The following is a 14,886-nucleotide window of genomic DNA, read 5'->3' as shown; positions in this document are numbered from 1 at the left end:
TCGGCTTTATTTCAATTGCTGTCCGTTTCTGGCTAGTCATCGCCTTCGTTCCTGCTTAGTCTCTCACTCATCCGGGCCGCCGCGCCCACCCCGCTTTCGGCGCAAGGAGCCACCGATGCCAACAGATCACGCCATGACGATGCCGCCGGCCGCAGAGCATGAGTCAGACCTGCCGCTCAGCGCCGAACAGTGCCATGCCGCCCGCCTGGCCCGCGATGCGCGCTTCGACGGCCGCTTCTTTACCGGCGTGCTCTCCACCGGCATCTACTGCCGGCCTGTTTGTCCGGCGCGGCCGCCACACGAGCACAACGTGCGCTACTTCCAAAGCGCCGCCGCAGCGGAGCAACACGGCCTGCGCCCCTGCCTGCGCTGCCGGCCTGAGCTCGCGCCCGCCGCCCCCGGCGATCTGCCGCCGACGCTGGCGCGCCTGCTGGCCCGGATCGATCGCGGCGAACTGGCGGAAGGCTCGCTCACCACCCTGGCGGAACAGGCCGGCATCAGTGAGCGCACGCTGCGCCGCCAGTTCGAGCAACACCTCGGCGCCTCGCCGAAACAGGTGGAGCAGACGCGCCGGCTGCTGCTTGCCAAGCGGCTGTTGACCGAAACCCGGCTGCCCATCACCGACATCGCGTTTGCGGCGGGCTTTGCCAGCATTCGCCGCTTCAACGATGCCTGGCAACAGGCATACGGGCTGGCGCCGCGGGCGCTGCGCCGTCAGAACGAGCCAGCCGGCGACGCCGCCGCCCTGACGCAGGCTGAACCGCAGACCGAGGAGGGGGCGATGCTCACGCTGCAACTGCCCTACCGCCCCCCGTACGACGTGGCGGCCATGCTGGCGTTCTACCGGCTGCGCGCCATTCCGGGGCTGGAGCGGGTAGATGGCGAGGTCTATGAACGCTGGCACCGGGTCGGCGATCAGCTCGCGCGGGTGCGCATCAGCCAGGGCAAGGGGCACAGCCTGCAGCTCAGCGTCCATGATCTGCCGCCCGCTGCGCTGCCGGATCTGCTGTATCGGGTGCGCCGGATGTGGGATCTCGATGCCGACATGCAGCGCATCGGTGCGCGGCTCGGGCAGGATCCGCTGCTGGCACGCCTGCAGGCGCGCTGGCCGGGGGTTCGGCTGCCCGCCGGCTGGGATGAGTACGAGGTGATGCTGCGCGCCATCGTCGGCCAGCAGGTGTCGGTCAAGGGGGCCATCACCATACTCGGACGGCTGGTGGCGCGCACCGAGGCACAATTCGGGGTGGCGCAGTTGCCCACCCCTGCCCAGCTGTGCGAGCTCAACCTGGACGGTATCGGCATGCCCGGCAGCCGGATCAGAACGCTGCAGGGGCTGGCACAGGCGCTGGCCAGCGGCGAGTTGAGCTTGCTCAGCGCCAGCGATGAACAGCTGCTGGCACTGCCCGGTATCGGCCCCTGGACGGTCGCCTACTGGCGGCTGCGCTGCGGGCTGGATCCGGATGCCTTCCCCGCCTCGGATCTGGTGCTACTGAAGGCGCTGGGGGGCGGCACCAAGTTGCCGGTGAAAGCGGTATTGGCCCACAGCGAAAGGTGGCGGCCCTGGCGCGGCTACGCGGCGAGCTGGCTGTGGCATGCCATGAGTGAAGAGCCGGCCCTGCTGACCGAGTCGGCACCAGGCCGCGCAGCAAGCGACAACCAAGCAGAGGAGACAACCCCATGATCCGCTACGATATCTTGCCCAGCCGCTGCGGCGATCTGCTGGTAGCCATCGACGAGCACGGCCTGCAGCACGTGGACTTCGTGGCGGGACTGCGCGCACTGCCCGACATGAGTGGCTGGCAACAGGACAAGACGGCGCTGGCCCCTTTTCTCGCACAATTTGAGGCCTACTTTGCCGGCCGTCTGCAACGCTTCACCCTGCCGCTCGCACCAAGAGGCACGGCGTTTCAGCAAGCGGTCTGGCAGGCGCTTTGCGACATCCCCTACGGCGAGACCCGCAGCTACAGCGACATCGCCCGCGCCATCGGCAAGCCCAATGCGGTGCGGGCGGTGGGTGCCGCCAACGGCCGCAACCCGCTCTAGATCATCATCCCCTGCCATCGGGTGATCGGCCAGAACGGCAGCCTGACCGGCTATGCGGGGGGCTTGCCCATCAAGCAGGCGCTGCTCACGCTGGAAGGGATCCCCTGTTGACGACTCGGCGCCCACTCACAGGCGCTCGGCCAGCCAGCCCTGAAACCCGAGCGCCTGAAAATAGCGCCGACCAACGCCAAAGCCCGCCGCCTGCAACAGGTATCGGGTCTGTTTCTCATCGAGGGGAAAGAAGTCCTGGGCCAGGCGCAACACCATCTGTTCGCTGGCGCTCCGAGGCAGACCGGCCCGGTGTGCGTGCAGCCCCATCACGGTGCGCTCGTCATCGTCTTGCGCAGCCATCAGGTCGGCCAGCAACAGAGGGCCACCGCGCCTGAGCTGGCGGGCGATGTCGGCGAGCAGTGCCGCCTTTTGTTCCTGCGGCAGAAAGTGCAGCACCAGCAGACAGAGTGCACCGTCACACGCCATGCTGTCGGCCGGCAACGGCCCCTCCCACCATGTGATCCGCGCAGTCATCCCCGCCTGCTCGGCTTGCCTTCTGGCCTGCGCCAGCATGTCGGCCGATATGTCCTGGGCAATGAACTGCCAGTGGGGACACAAACCGCCCAGCAACAGCAGTTCGCTGCCCGTGCCGACCCCCACCAGCAGAACGCGCGCCTCCGGCCCAAGCCGTGCCATCAATTGGGACGCACTGAGCTGGTGCAGCAGCTCATAACCGGGCACCAGCCGGGTAATGCGCTGGTCATAATCCAGCGCCCCCTCTCCATTGAATCGCGTCATCCTCGCCTCTCCTCCCGTGAAAACTCCTTGATAGAGCCTGCCGCCGGGAGAAGGTAAAGCATCAGATGTCGGGAGAGGTGAGTTTCATCAACGCTTCAAACTCCCCATCACATGCATTTCGCAGCGGTGGCAGTCAAACCGCAGGCGGAAGGTGTCCTTGCCCATCTTGAGCTCCAGCGGCTCGGCCTTGAGGCCGGGCACCTCGTTCGGGCAGAGGTTCTGGCTGTAGCGGATGCAGTGTTTGGTGATCATCAGCACCACTTCCCGCTCCTCCTTGTTCGCCTCATAAGCGGGGGCGATGCGCTCCACCCCGTGCTCGCGGAAGAACTGTTCGGCCGCGCTGTTCAGCACGTTGCCAAGGTAGGAGAGACGATGCTGGGGATAGTGGATATCCCGCAGGGCGATGCGCCGCTCGGGGCGCTGGTAGCCGGCCATACGTGCCGCCTCCAGCGCGGCGATACCCTCCCGGCGCAAGCCGTTGAGCATGGATGCCGCGATGAATAGCGGGTGAGTAAACGCCAACTCAATCTTGCGCGCCACAAATAGGGTATTGCCGAGTTTGCCGAGTTGGTCGCGCGCCTGTTGCAGCGCCCGCTCCGGGTTGTCGGCAGGCTGTTTGTCACAAGGCAGGGTCACCGCGGCGCTGATGCCCTGCTCGTCGGTAAGCGTAAGGCACACGCCCTCATCGCACTCTGCCAGCACCATATCGACCCGGATGCGGCGATCAGCGCTGGCCTTCTCCAGCATCTTGCTGAATGCCTGATCGTGGTTGCGGTAGATTTCGGTGCCTACCTTCAAGCCCGGCATGCGCTCTGACAGGAGTAACTGCTTACCTTCCACCTTGTTCAGGCGCATCCCCACCAGCTCGTTGTTCGGCTTGAAGAAGCCTAAACCGTCGCCGTTGTTAAGGGTGACCTGTTTGCCGTCGATCTCGATGCCATCCTTGGTGACTCTGGTGACCCGGCCCAGCGGCTCGCCCACGTATTTCGGGCTCTTGGTGGAGTCGATTCCGGGCTGGCGGCCATGAAGGAAGTAGTCAGTGCTGCCGCGGTTGAAGCTCTTTTTGGGATCAGGCGCGAAGCTGTAGCTGCAACGGCCGGCCGAGGAGGCCACCAGATCGCTGCGGCTATCCAGAATGGCATCGAGCTTCTGCCGATACCAGGCGGTGACGTTCTTGACGTAATCGAGCCCCTTGAGGCGCCCTTCAATCTTGAAGGAGCGGATCCCCGCCTCGATCAGCGCCTCCAGGTTGTCGGTTTGGTCCATATCCTTGAGGGACAGCAAATGGCTGTCGGCCACCAGCACTTCACCGTCCGGCTTTTGCAGCGAGCAGGGCAGGCGACAGAGCTGGGCACATTCGCCACGGTTGGCGCTGCGGCCGGTCCGGGCATGGCTGATGTTGCACTGACCGCTGTAGGAGACGCAGAGCGCGCCGTGGATAAAGAACTCCAGTTGCACGTTGGTCGTGGCGCTTATCTCGCGGATCTGCGCAAGGGACAGCTCACGCGCCAGCACCACCTGGGAGAAGCCCACATCCTGCAGAAATTTCACCTTCTCCGGGGTACGGTTGTCGGTTTGGGTACTGGCATGCAGCGCAATGGGGGGCAAGTCGAGCGCCAGCAGCCCCATGTCCTGCACGATCAGCGCATCGGCTCCGGCTTCGTAGATCTGGTGAGTCAGCCGCCGGGCCTGCTCCAGTTCGTGATCATGCAGCAGGGTGTTGAAGGCGACGAAGACCCGGGCACCGAAGCGATGGGCATGGCGCGCCAGCGCTTCGATATCCTCGAGGGAGTTGCCCGCCGCGCTGCGGGCGCCAAAGGCGGGGCCGCCCATGTAGACGGCATCGGCACCGTGGTTGATGGCTTCGATGCCGTAGGCGAGATTCTTGGCCGGAGCCAGCAGCTCCAATCGGTTGTTGTGGCTTAACGGGTGCTTGTTCTGGTGCATGGTCTCGGGATCAGGGCGGACAGCAAATGAGCGCCACTCTAGGGCATTGCCACCCTCCCCGCCTTGATCCCGCTTAAGATCACCGCAAAATACAGGATTGGATCAGAACACCACCTTCAAAGCCAGCCCCAGCAGCACCAGACCGCTCACCTTGTCGATGACGAAGGACTTGGCCTTGAGCCAGGCAAGCACGGGGCCACGAGAGAGCACCAGCGCCACCAGCACGTACCAGACAGCATCGATCCCGCCGGCGGTCAGCATCATGATGCCCCCCTCGCGCCAGCCGGTGTCGGCATGCACAAACTGGCTGAACAGGGCGATGAAGAAGACCGCGAGCTGGGGGTTGAGAAAGGCCACCATAAAGCCTTCGAAGGCGCCTTGCCGACCGCGCAGCTGGTGCACCTCTTCGCTCGCCTCCCCCTTGGCAGGCTTGGCCAGCAGCGCCTTGACCCCGAGCCAGGCGAGAAATGCGGCGCCGCCGTGGCGGATAACATCAAACAGCAGCAGGGTCTGGGTGATCAGGATGGCCAGACCCAAAGCAGTGATCAGCGCATAGATGCCAACCCCGAAGCCGTGGCCAAGCGCGGTGGCCACTCCGTGTCCCTGCCCCCCCTGCACCGTGTTGCGGATGATCAGCGCCAGGCTCGGCCCCGGGCTGATGGCGCCCATCACGCAGATTGCGGCCAGTGCCAGCCAACTCGTCAGTTCCATGGTGTTCCTTGTCTCAAGCGGAATATGAATGTCTGCGCTCAGGGTAAAGGGCCCCTGGTTATGCCAGAAGTGAAAGTTGGGAATAGAACCCATAGCCAACGGCTATAGGCCAACACAAGCGTCTGTTGCTAGCGGGGCGGGTTCAACACCTTGCGGCTCGCCGCCACCGTGCGTTGCAGGTGCTCGCGCAGGAAGGGGTAGGCCAGTTCGCGAAACCACTTGTGGGCCGGATCCTGGTGATGGCGCTGGTGCCACAGCAGATGATACTGCTGGGTACGGCTAACAAACGGCAGATCGCAAAAATGCAGGGCGTGCTCGCAGGAGAGCTGCCAGGCGATGTGAGCCGGGGTGGTCAGCAGGCAGTCGGTGCGCAGCAACACCTCCACCGCCGCCTGAAAGAAGGGTACCCGGGCAAACCAGCGCCGGGACAACCCCTGCGGTGCCAGCACCTGTTCCACCGGGCTGTCCTTGTCACCCCCGCCGCTCACCTGCAGGTGAGGCCAGGCGAGGTAGTCATCGAGGCTGAGCGAGCGCCCTGCCAACGGATGGTGGCTACCCATCAACACCACCAGCCGATCTTCCCCCTGATGCAGGCCGCGGATCTGATCCGGCACCAGTTCGGTGATGGTGGAGACCATGTCCAGCTCGGATTGCCACAGCTGCGGCAGCAGACGCTTGTCCCACAGACTGTATTCCAGCGCCGCCAGCGGCGCCTCCCTGGCCAGCGCCGCGCAGATATCCGGCAGGATGTGCTGGGCCACGTAATCGGAGGAGGCGAGCCGGAACACCCGCTCGCAGCGGCTCGGGTCAAAACCGGGGGCCTCGTAGAGCCGCTCCAGCGCACCGAGGGAGTCCGCCAGCTGGGCAGCCAGCGCCTCGGCCCTCGGTGTCAGCAGCCAGCGCTGCCCCTCCCGCACCAGCAACTCGTCGCCAAACTCGCTGCGCAGCTGGCCGAGCTGCTTGCTGATGGAGGGTTGGCTCAGGTGCAGCAGCTCCGCCGCCCGGCTGATGTTGCGGGTCTCCAGCAGCACCTTGAGGGTGGGCAGCAGGTTGAGATTGGCTTTGTGCAAGGGGGGAGTTCCATCCAGTGGCGAAAGCCCTATCTTAGGGCAGCCAAGCCCTGTGGTTTAAGCGAAATTTCCCGGCGGCCCCCGCAACCTGGCGTGACCCTGCTGCCAGATAACCATGACCACAAGATGACAGTGGTTGCCCCGTGCGGCATAATTGCGCGATTTTCCGCCCGCGGGCGATCCACTTGAGAAGCGGTAACAAGATGAAATACGCCAATATCACAGGCTGGGGCAAATGCCTGCCTCCCTCCGTGCTGACCAACGACGACCTCAGCACCATCATGGATACGTCGGATGAGTGGATCTACCCGCGCACCGGCATCAAGGCTCGCCGCATCTCCCACGTCAGCACCTCCGATCTGGCCACCCTGGCCGGACGTCGTGCGCTGGCCTGCGCCGGGCTGGAAGCCAGCGACCTTGACGGTATCATCCTGGCCACCGCCACACCGGACAATCTGCTGCCGAGCGCCGCCTCCGCGGTGCAGAAGAAGCTGGGCGCCGTCAATGCCGCCGTGTTCGACCTCAACGCTGCCTGCACCGGTTTCGTCTACTCCCTCTCGGTCGCCACCTCGCTGGTACAGACCGGGATGATGAAGAAGGTGCTGGTGATCGGCGCCGAGCGCCTCACCTATCTGCTGGACTGGGCCCGTCGCGATACCGCAGTGCTGTTTGGCGACGGCGCCGGCGCCGTGGTGATCGAGGCGAGCGAGCAGGAGAGCGGCCTGATCGCCAACAAGCTGGGTTGTGACAGCGAGGCGCGCGAGATCCTGCACGTGCCGAACTTCGGCACCGACCGGGTGCGCTTTGCCGACATCGACGGCCTCTTTACCTTCAACTTTGAAGGCCAGGAGATCTTCAAACGGGCCGTACGCGGCATGGGCGAAGCCACCAACACGGTACTGGCACAGGCCGGCATCGCTCCGGAGCAGATCGATCTTATCGTGCCGCACCAGGCCAACATCCGCATCATCGAGACCCTCGCCAAGCGCATGAACGCGCCGATGGAGAAGGTGATGGTCAACATCGAGCACTACGGCAACACCTCCGCCGCCACCGTGCCCATCGCCCTATGCGAGGCACTGGAACAGGGCCGCGTCCAGCCGAACAGCTATCTGCTGACCGCCGCCTTCGGTGCCGGCCTGACCTGGGGCGCCGCCATCATCAAGTGGGGCGATCGCGTGACTCCCATCAAGACGTGCGAGGCTGAACTGCCGCCGTGCGACAAGAGCGCGCTCGAGCTTATCGCCCATGCCGTGGAAGGGTGCCAGAAGGCCCACGCCGACGAAGCGTAAATCGACACATACAGCACCAAGAGCCTGCCAATGCAGGCTCTTTTTATTGCCTCGCCCAGCACTTCTCTCCTCCTCCCAGGTTCCGGCCCTCTCACCGCTGTGACTCCCGACGATGGCCCTGTGACAGTCGCCATATTCCAGTTTTCTCAGTAGCGCCCCCCGAATAGGACCAATTTGTAACCAGCCCATTTTTTTGCGCTAACCTTACTGAGCTATTGATAACTAGCAAGTTGGCGCTTGGGTCCCTACCTGAGGGGACGGCGGTTCACCTTCTTCCATCCATATGCAGGGGCAAGTTCGCGTATGACAGACAACACAAGGGCACACTCCTCCCCTTTCTGGGAGCCTGTCAGCTGGGCCTGCAGCCTTGGTCTGGGCCTGTTCAGCACCCTGCTGCTGGTACTTGCGGGCAGCCCCTTGCCGTATCTGCTGGCCAACCTGGTGCTGGCCGTGGCTGCCGCCCTGTGGGGTGCCCGCCACTACCACGCCAAACCTGCCGGCAAGCCCGATGAACAAGAACAGACTCCGTCATGGTCCGCTGCCGGGCTCAACCACTCCATCATCGGACTCGAGCAGGTGTGCGAAAAGGCCGTGCCCATCTGGTCGCAACAGATTGAAAACTCTCGCCAGCAAACCGAAGGGGCCATGATTGACCTCACCCAGCGCTTTGCCGGGCTGACCACCAAGCTGGAAGAAGCGGTCGCCGCCTCCCACAACGCCGCCGGGGATCTGGGCGGCGAGAAATCGGCCGGCATGACCGCCGTGCTGGCCGAGAGCCAGGCCCAGCTCAACCAGGTCGTCGCCATCATGCACTCCACCCAGGCCAACCGTGACGCCATGCTGGCAGAGATAAAAACCCTCACCGCCTACACCATCGAGCTCAACACCATGGCGCTCGACGTGGCCAAGATAGCCTCCCAGACCAACCTGCTAGCCCTCAATGCCGCCATCGAGGCAGCCAGGGCTGGTGAAGCGGGTCGTGGCTTCGCGGTGGTGGCGGACGAAGTGCGCACCCTGTCGCGCCTCTCCAGCGAGACCGCCCAGAAGATGACCGACAAGGTCGATACCATCAACACCGGCATCGGCCGGGCCTTCCAGATTGCCGAGAGTGCGGCAGGGCGGGATCAGGCCGCCGTCAGCGACGCCGAACATGCCATCGAACAGGTACTGGAGCGCTTTCGGATGGCCACCACCAGCCTGGCCGAATCGGCAGCCCTGCTGCAGAGCGAGAGTACCGGGATCCACCGTGAGATTTCCGATGTCATCGTTTCGTTACAGTTCCAGGATAGGGTCAGTCAAATCCTTGGCCATGTTCGTCAGAACATGGACAGCCTCAACGATCACCTGATCTCGTCGCGCACCAGAACGCACCAGTCCGGCCCCATCCAGATCGATGCTGAGAGCTGGCTGGCAGACATGGAGCTCTCATATGCCACCGATGAGCAGCGCAATATCCATCACGGTCGCAAAACCCCGACGGCAACCCCATCCAGCAACGCTGATGTCACTTTTTTCTAGGAGAGAGATATGGCCAAAACAGTCCTGATCGTGGATGACTCGGCAACCATACGCCAGGTCGTCGGCATGACGCTCAAGGGAGCCGGTTATGAGGTGATGGAGGCTTGTGATGGCAAGGACGCCCTCAAGAAACTCGACGGCAAGAAGATCAACCTCATCATCAGTGACGTCAACATGCCGAACATGGACGGCATCAGCTTCGTCAAGGAGGCCAAGAAGCTGGCCAGCTACAAGTTCACCCCGGTGATCATGCTGACCACCGAGTCCCAGGACAGCAAGAAGCAGGAAGGGCAGGCTGCGGGAGCCAAGGCCTGGGTGGTCAAGCCGTTTCAGCCGGACCAGATGCTGGCTGCCGTCGCCAAGCTCATCATGCCCTGAGTCGGGAGGCATTCATGCCGCTGCATATCGAAACGGGCGAAGAGAAGACAGTTGTGGCCATTGCGGGTGAGATGACCATCTATACCGCAGCCGAACTCAAACAGGCGCTAACCCCCCTGCTTTATCGCCAGCAAGAGCTGGAGCTGGATCTCTCCCAGGTCAGCGAAATGGACAGTGCCGGCCTGCAACTGCTGCTGGCCGCCAAGAAGACGGCGCTGCTGGGTGGCTATCCACTGCATCTGGTCATGCACAGCCATGCGGTACTCGATGCCCTTGAGCTGTGCCAGCTGGCAACCTTCTTCGGCGATCCCACCCTCATCCCTCACCCCGATCACGCCTAGCCGGTTTCGCGGACAAGGAGTCATTCGTGAGCATCAATCTTGATCAGGCCCTGCAAACCTACATCGCCGAGGCGCGTGAGCTGCTCGAGGAGATGGAGTCCGCACTACTGACGCTGGAAAACGAGCCGGACAATAGCGAGCTCATCGGCGCCATCTTCCGGGCGGCCCACACCATCAAGGGCTCCGCCGGCCTGTTTGGCCTGCAACCCATCGTCAGCTTCACCCACATTGTCGAGGATCTGCTCGATCAGGTGCGCAACCAGCAACTGGCGATCAGTGAAGCACTCATCAAGGATCTGCTGGAGAGCCGGGATCACATCGAACGCCTGGTCAGCCTGGTGGCCGAACAAGGGGAAGCGCTCGGTGCGGATGAACAGGCTCAGGATGAGCAACTGAGAAGCAACCTGGCACTCCATCAAACCACCAGCCAAGCCGGCCTGCCGGAACACAACCCACCAGCCGAGACCAGCCCGGTCAGCAAGGAGGAGGGTCATGTCAGCGCCACGTCTCTGTGGCACATCTCCCTGCGCTTTGGCCCGGATGTGCTGCGCAACGGCATGGATCCCACCTCTTTTCTGCGCTACCTCGGCACCATGGGTACCCTCTGCGCCATCGAGACCATTCACCATGCTCTGCCCGACTGGGAACATTTCGATCCGGAGAGCTGCTACTTGGGCTACGAACTCGATCTGGACACCCAGGCCGACAAGAATGCCCTGAGCGATGTGTTCGAATTTGTGCGCGATGACTGCCGTATCACCATCATTCCACCCCACAGCAAGCTGGCCGAGTACATCGACCTCATCAATGCCCTGCCGGAAGACAACGAGATGCTGGGGCAGTTGCTGGTCAAGACCGGCGCCCTGACGGCCAGCGAGCTGGTACTCGGGCTGCAAGCCCAGCATGAACAACCGCAGACCGACACCGGCAAGCTGGGAGAGATCCTGATTGCCCAGGGTGCCGTCAGCGAGGTGGTGGTGGATGCCGCGCTCAAGAAGCAGAGCCAGAACAAGGAGAGCAAAAACAAGGAGGGGCGCTATGTCCGGGTCCATGCCGACAAGCTGGATGACCTGATCAATCTGGTGGGCGAACTGGTGGTCGCCAGCTCGGGGGCCAACCTGCTGGCTCAGCGTTCCCGGGACAGCCAGTTGCAGGAGGCCAACTCCACCATTGCCATGCTGGTCGAAGAGATCCGGGATGGTGCCCTGCGCCTGCGCATGGTGCCCATCGGCGATACCTTCAACCGCTTCCAGCGGGTAGTGCGGGATGTCAGCCATGAACTGGACAAAGACATCGCCCTGGTCATCACCGGCGGCGATACCGAACTGGACAAATCGGTGGTGGAGAAGATCGGCGATCCCTTGATGCACCTGGTACGCAACGCCATGGATCACGGCATCGAATCGGCTGAAAGAAGAGTGGCCGCCGGCAAGCCGGCAAGGGGCACCCTGACTCTCAACGCCTATCACGACTCCGGCAGCATCGTCATCGAAATCCAGGACGATGGCGCCGGCCTCCACAAGGCCAAGATCCTGCAAAAGGCGCAAGAACGCGGCCTGGTGACCACCAATGCCACCCTGACAGATCAGGAAATCTACCAGCTCATCTTCGAACCCGGCTTCTCCACGGCGGAGGCCATCACCAATCTCTCCGGCCGCGGGGTGGGCATGGATGTGGTCAAACGCAACATCCAGGCCCTGCGCGGCAGTGTCGAACTCGACAGCAAACCCGGCCTCGGCACCCGGGTCCAGATCCGGCTGCCGCTCACTCTGGCCATCATCGATGGTTTTCTGGTGCGCGTCAGCACGACCCACTACGTCATCCCCCTCGACATGGTGATCGAATGTGTGGAGCTGACCCAGAGCGCGCTGGCCGATACCCAGGGGCGCAACTACATCAATCTGCGCGGTGAAGTGCTGCCTTTTGTCCGGCTGCAGCACTATTTCGATGTCGAGGGCACTAGAGGGCGCCGGGAAAACATCGTGGTCGTCAGCCACGGCGGCAAGAAATCCGGCCTGGTGGTCGACGAACTGCTGGGTGAATTCCAGACCGTCATCAAGCCGCTTGGCAAGCTGTTCCAGCGCCTGCAGGGGATCAGCGGCTCCACCATTCTGGGAGGCGGTGAAGTTGCCCTCATTCTGGATATCCCCTCTCTCATTCAGCACGCCATCGAGCAGGAGCTGGGCCAGCTGAGCCAGTACGCCATTCCACGTCTGCAAACCCAACCTAGAGTCAATTAACGCCAGGAGCCTGTCATGTTCAAAAACTCCACCATCAAGCTGCGACTCACCATTCTACTCTGCCTGCTCTGCGCACTGCTGCTGGGAGTGGGTGCATTGGGGCTCTACAACATGCAGAGCAGCAACAAGGGTCTGCAGCGGGTCTACAACGATCGGGTGGTGCCGCTCAAACAGCTCAAGACCATCTCAGACAATTATGCCGTCGCCATCATCGACAACGTCAACAAGGCCAATGCGGGCCTCATCAGCGCCGAAGAGGCGCGGCAGCAGATCCAGCATGCCCAGCAGCAGATCAAGCTGGAGTGGCAGCATTACCAGGCCACCAAGCTGACCGAAGCCGAGCAGAAGCTGTCAGCCGAGGCCAACAGCCTGTTCAGCGCAGCGGATCGGGATATCACCCGGCTGGAAGCGTTTCTCTCGACCCAGCGCGGTGTCGTCACCGGCATGCTCAACGAATTTGACGGCAAGCTTTACAGCTCCATCGATCCCATCGGCGGCAAGATAACCGAGCTGGTCAGCCTGCAGCTCGACGTCGCCAAGTCCGAGTACGAGCAGGCGCAGGCCTGGTACGACGTCATGCTGCTCACCATGCTGGCGGTCGTTGCCGCAGGCATGGTGGCTGCCGCCTGGTTTGGCATCGTCCTCATCCGCAGCATCATCTCCCCCATCAACCAGGCACTGCAGGTAGCCAACCACCTGGCCGAAGGCAACCTCGACGTCACCATCGACATCGGAGCCCACGACGAAGCCGGACAACTGCTGCTGGCCATGCAGAACATGGTCAACAAGCTGACCGCTCTCATCAACGACATCGAGACCCTGGTGACTGCCGCCGTCGAGCAGGGAAACTTCAGTTACAAGATCGAACTGAATGGACGCCAGGGCTACATCAAACGGCTGTCCGAACTGCTCAACCGTCTATCCAACGTCACCGATACCAGCCTCAACGATGTGATGCGCATCGCCACCGCCCTGTCGCAGGGTGATCTGACCCAGAAGATAGAACAACCCTATCCGGGTATTTTTGGCCAGACCAAGGATGGCCTCAACAGCACCATAGAGGCGCTGACCGCCATCATCGAAGAAGTGCGCAACGCCGCCGACAACCTGACCAACGCCTCCAACCAGGTCAGCACCACGGCCCAGTCCCTGAGCCAGGCCACCAGCGAACAGGCCGCCAGCGTGGAAGAGACCAGCGCCTCCATCGAACAGATGAGCGCCAGCATCAACCAGAATACCGACAACGCCAAGGTCACCGACAACATGGCCAGCAGTGCCGTGCTCGAAGCCACCGAAGGTGGCCGCTCGGTTCAGCAGACGGTGGCCGCGATGCAGCAGATCGCCCGCAAGGTCAGCATCATCGACGACATTGCCTACCAGACCAATCTGCTGGCACTCAACGCCGCCATCGAGGCAGCAAGGGCCGGTGAACACGGCAAGGGGTTCGCGGTGGTGGCCGCCGAGGTCCGCAAGCTGGCCGAACGCAGCCAGATAGCGGCGCAGGAGATAGGCGAGCTCTCATCGAGCAGCGTCGATACTGCCGAGAAGGCCGGCAGCCTGCTCGACAAGATAGTGCCCTCCATTCGCAAGACTTCCGATCTGGTGCAGGAGATCAATGCCGCCTCCGGTGAGCAGGCCAGCGCCGCCAACCAGATAAGCCTCGCCATGAGCCAGCTCAACCAGGTAACCCAGCAAAACGCCGCCAGCAGCGAGGAGCTGGCAGCCACGGCCGAAGAGATGAGCTCTCAGGCCAACGAGCTGCAGCAAACCATGGATTTTTTCTCGCTGGAGAACCTGAGCAAACCGGCCAGGATCCACGAGAGCGGACATAAAGGATTGCCCCCCAGAGGCAAATTTGTCATGCCGACCCAGCACCCACTGCACGGCAATACGGCAGCGCAACCTCAGGTTGACGAGGCCGATTTTGTCCGTTTTTAACCGGAGAGCCCCATGAGCATGTCTACCGAAGTGGCCGTCCAGCCCGGCACGCTGGCCCCTGATAACCAGGGCGATGCCCAGTACCTGACCTTTCTCATCAACGGCGAGATGTTTGCTATCAACATTCTCGGGGTCAAGGAGATCATCGAATACGGCAACATCACCCCCATCCCCATGATGCCGAGCTTTATCCGCGGCGTGATCAACCTCAGGGGAGCCGTGGTCTCGGTGGTGGATCTCAATGCCCGCTTTGGCAATGCCCCTTCCAGCATCACCCGCCGCAGCTGCATCGTCATTATCGAGGGAGTGCATCCGGACGATCCGGAACACGGCAATCAGGACATCGGCGTGGTGGTCGACTCCGTCTCCGAAGTGCTGACCATTCCCTGCAATGAGATAGAGCCGCCACCGAGCTTCGGGGCTCGCATCCGGGCGGACTTTATCAGCGGCATGGGCAAGGTAAATGGCAAGTTCGTCATCCTCATCAATACCGAGAAGGTGCTCTCCATCGACGAAATGGCACAGCTCAGCGAACTGACCCAGCAGCAGGAACGGTTGCTGGAACAGAAGCCACAGACACCGTGATTCAGGCGTAACAAGCAACAAGAGTGTCGCTCAC

Annotated in this window: 12 protein-coding genes and 1 pseudogene; 9 read left to right on the top strand and 4 right to left on the bottom strand. The window is 62.6% G+C overall.

Going from position 1 to position 14,886, the window contains the following annotated elements; translation table 11 throughout:
• Window positions 1–115: 115 nt before the first annotated feature.
• The gene (locus tag E5E97_RS09685) at window positions 116–1,681 is read left to right on the top strand and encodes an AlkA N-terminal domain-containing protein (protein ID WP_171280213.1); all 1,566 of its coding nucleotides are present in this window, start codon (window positions 116–118) and stop codon (window positions 1,679–1,681) included.
• A pseudogene (locus E5E97_RS09680) lies at window positions 1,678–2,154 on the top strand (methylated-DNA--[protein]-cysteine S-methyltransferase). The gene E5E97_RS09685 and the pseudogene E5E97_RS09680 overlap by 4 nt, the downstream one beginning before the upstream one ends.
• Window positions 2,155–2,169: 15 nt before the next feature.
• Here E5E97_RS09680 and E5E97_RS09675 read toward each other — a convergent pair.
• The 4 genes from E5E97_RS09675 to E5E97_RS09660 all read right to left on the bottom strand — a co-directional run bounded on the left by E5E97_RS09675 (window position 2,170) and on the right by E5E97_RS09660 (window position 6,560).
• Window positions 2,170–2,832: a class I SAM-dependent methyltransferase gene (locus E5E97_RS09675; RefSeq protein ID WP_171280212.1), complete on the bottom strand. Its 663-nt coding sequence runs from the start codon at window positions 2,830–2,832 to the stop codon at window positions 2,170–2,172.
• A gap of 87 nt (window positions 2,833–2,919) precedes the next feature.
• Window positions 2,920–4,779, bottom strand: a complete 1,860-nt coding sequence (locus E5E97_RS09670) for a U32 family peptidase (RefSeq protein ID WP_171280211.1) — start codon at window positions 4,777–4,779, stop codon at window positions 2,920–2,922.
• A gap of 102 nt (window positions 4,780–4,881) precedes the next feature.
• On the bottom strand, window positions 4,882–5,490 hold the full coding sequence (locus E5E97_RS09665) for a LysE family translocator (RefSeq protein WP_171280210.1): 609 nt from the start codon (window positions 5,488–5,490) through the stop codon (window positions 4,882–4,884).
• 128 nt (window positions 5,491–5,618) lie between these two features.
• Window positions 5,619–6,560, bottom strand: coding sequence for a LysR family transcriptional regulator (locus tag E5E97_RS09660; RefSeq protein ID WP_017782062.1), 942 nt, complete (start codon window positions 6,558–6,560; stop codon window positions 5,619–5,621).
• A 203-nt stretch (window positions 6,561–6,763) separates the two neighbouring features.
• Between E5E97_RS09660 and E5E97_RS09655 the strand changes: the two genes are divergently transcribed.
• The 7 genes from E5E97_RS09655 to E5E97_RS09625 all read left to right on the top strand — a co-directional run bounded on the left by E5E97_RS09655 (window position 6,764) and on the right by E5E97_RS09625 (window position 14,852).
• Window positions 6,764–7,852, top strand: coding sequence for a ketoacyl-ACP synthase III (locus tag E5E97_RS09655; protein ID WP_118881777.1), 1,089 nt, complete (start codon window positions 6,764–6,766; stop codon window positions 7,850–7,852).
• Between the two features lie 303 nt (window positions 7,853–8,155).
• Window positions 8,156–9,370 (top strand): methyl-accepting chemotaxis protein, encoded by a 1,215-nt coding sequence (locus tag E5E97_RS09650; protein ID WP_011704968.1) that lies wholly within the window; start codon window positions 8,156–8,158, stop codon window positions 9,368–9,370.
• Window positions 9,371–9,379: 9 nt separating this feature from the next.
• Entirely contained in the window at window positions 9,380–9,748 is a 369-nt protein-coding gene (locus E5E97_RS09645) for a response regulator (protein WP_011704967.1), read from the top strand.
• Window positions 9,749–9,762: 14 nt separating this feature from the next.
• Window positions 9,763–10,089 carry an STAS domain-containing protein gene (locus E5E97_RS09640; protein WP_029301651.1) on the top strand — a complete coding sequence of 109 codons (327 nt, stop codon included), beginning with the start codon at window positions 9,763–9,765 and terminating at the stop codon, window positions 10,087–10,089.
• A gap of 26 nt (window positions 10,090–10,115) precedes the next feature.
• Complete coding sequence (locus tag E5E97_RS09635) at window positions 10,116–12,329, top strand: chemotaxis protein CheA (RefSeq protein ID WP_171280209.1); 2,214 nt, start codon at window positions 10,116–10,118, stop codon at window positions 12,327–12,329.
• Window positions 12,330–12,344: 15 nt separating this feature from the next.
• Window positions 12,345–14,267, top strand: a complete 1,923-nt coding sequence (locus E5E97_RS09630; RefSeq protein ID WP_171280208.1) for a methyl-accepting chemotaxis protein — start codon at window positions 12,345–12,347, stop codon at window positions 14,265–14,267.
• A 12-nt stretch (window positions 14,268–14,279) separates the two neighbouring features.
• On the top strand, window positions 14,280–14,852 hold the full coding sequence (locus tag E5E97_RS09625) for a chemotaxis protein CheW (protein ID WP_016349735.1): 573 nt from the start codon (window positions 14,280–14,282) through the stop codon (window positions 14,850–14,852).
• Window positions 14,853–14,886: the final 34 nt, after the last annotated feature.

Origin of the sequence: Aeromonas sp. 2692-1 (assembly GCF_013085505.1) — a bacterium.
Lineage (GTDB): Bacteria > Pseudomonadota > Gammaproteobacteria > Enterobacterales > Aeromonadaceae > Aeromonas > Aeromonas hydrophila.
The sequence above is the reverse complement of the archived record's forward strand: the minus strand, read 5'-3'. Positions and strand labels throughout refer to the sequence as shown.

Coding starts and splice junctions, on each gene's coding strand:
- E5E97_RS09685 (WP_171280213.1), top strand. CDS start 116: ATGCCAACAGATCACGCCATGACGATGCCGCCGGCCGCAGAGCATGAG.
- E5E97_RS09675 (WP_171280212.1), bottom strand. CDS start 2,832: ATGACGCGATTCAATGGAGAGGGGGCGCTGGATTATGACCAGCGCATT.
- E5E97_RS09670 (WP_171280211.1), bottom strand. CDS start 4,779: ATGCACCAGAACAAGCACCCGTTAAGCCACAACAACCGATTGGAGCTG.
- E5E97_RS09665 (WP_171280210.1), bottom strand. CDS start 5,490: ATGGAACTGACGAGTTGGCTGGCACTGGCCGCAATCTGCGTGATGGGC.
- E5E97_RS09655 (WP_118881777.1), top strand. CDS start 6,764: ATGAAATACGCCAATATCACAGGCTGGGGCAAATGCCTGCCTCCCTCC.
- E5E97_RS09650 (WP_011704968.1), top strand. CDS start 8,156: ATGACAGACAACACAAGGGCACACTCCTCCCCTTTCTGGGAGCCTGTC.
- E5E97_RS09645 (WP_011704967.1), top strand. CDS start 9,380: ATGGCCAAAACAGTCCTGATCGTGGATGACTCGGCAACCATACGCCAG.
- E5E97_RS09640 (WP_029301651.1), top strand. CDS start 9,763: ATGCCGCTGCATATCGAAACGGGCGAAGAGAAGACAGTTGTGGCCATT.
- E5E97_RS09630 (WP_171280208.1), top strand. CDS start 12,345: ATGTTCAAAAACTCCACCATCAAGCTGCGACTCACCATTCTACTCTGC.
- E5E97_RS09625 (WP_016349735.1), top strand. CDS start 14,280: ATGAGCATGTCTACCGAAGTGGCCGTCCAGCCCGGCACGCTGGCCCCT.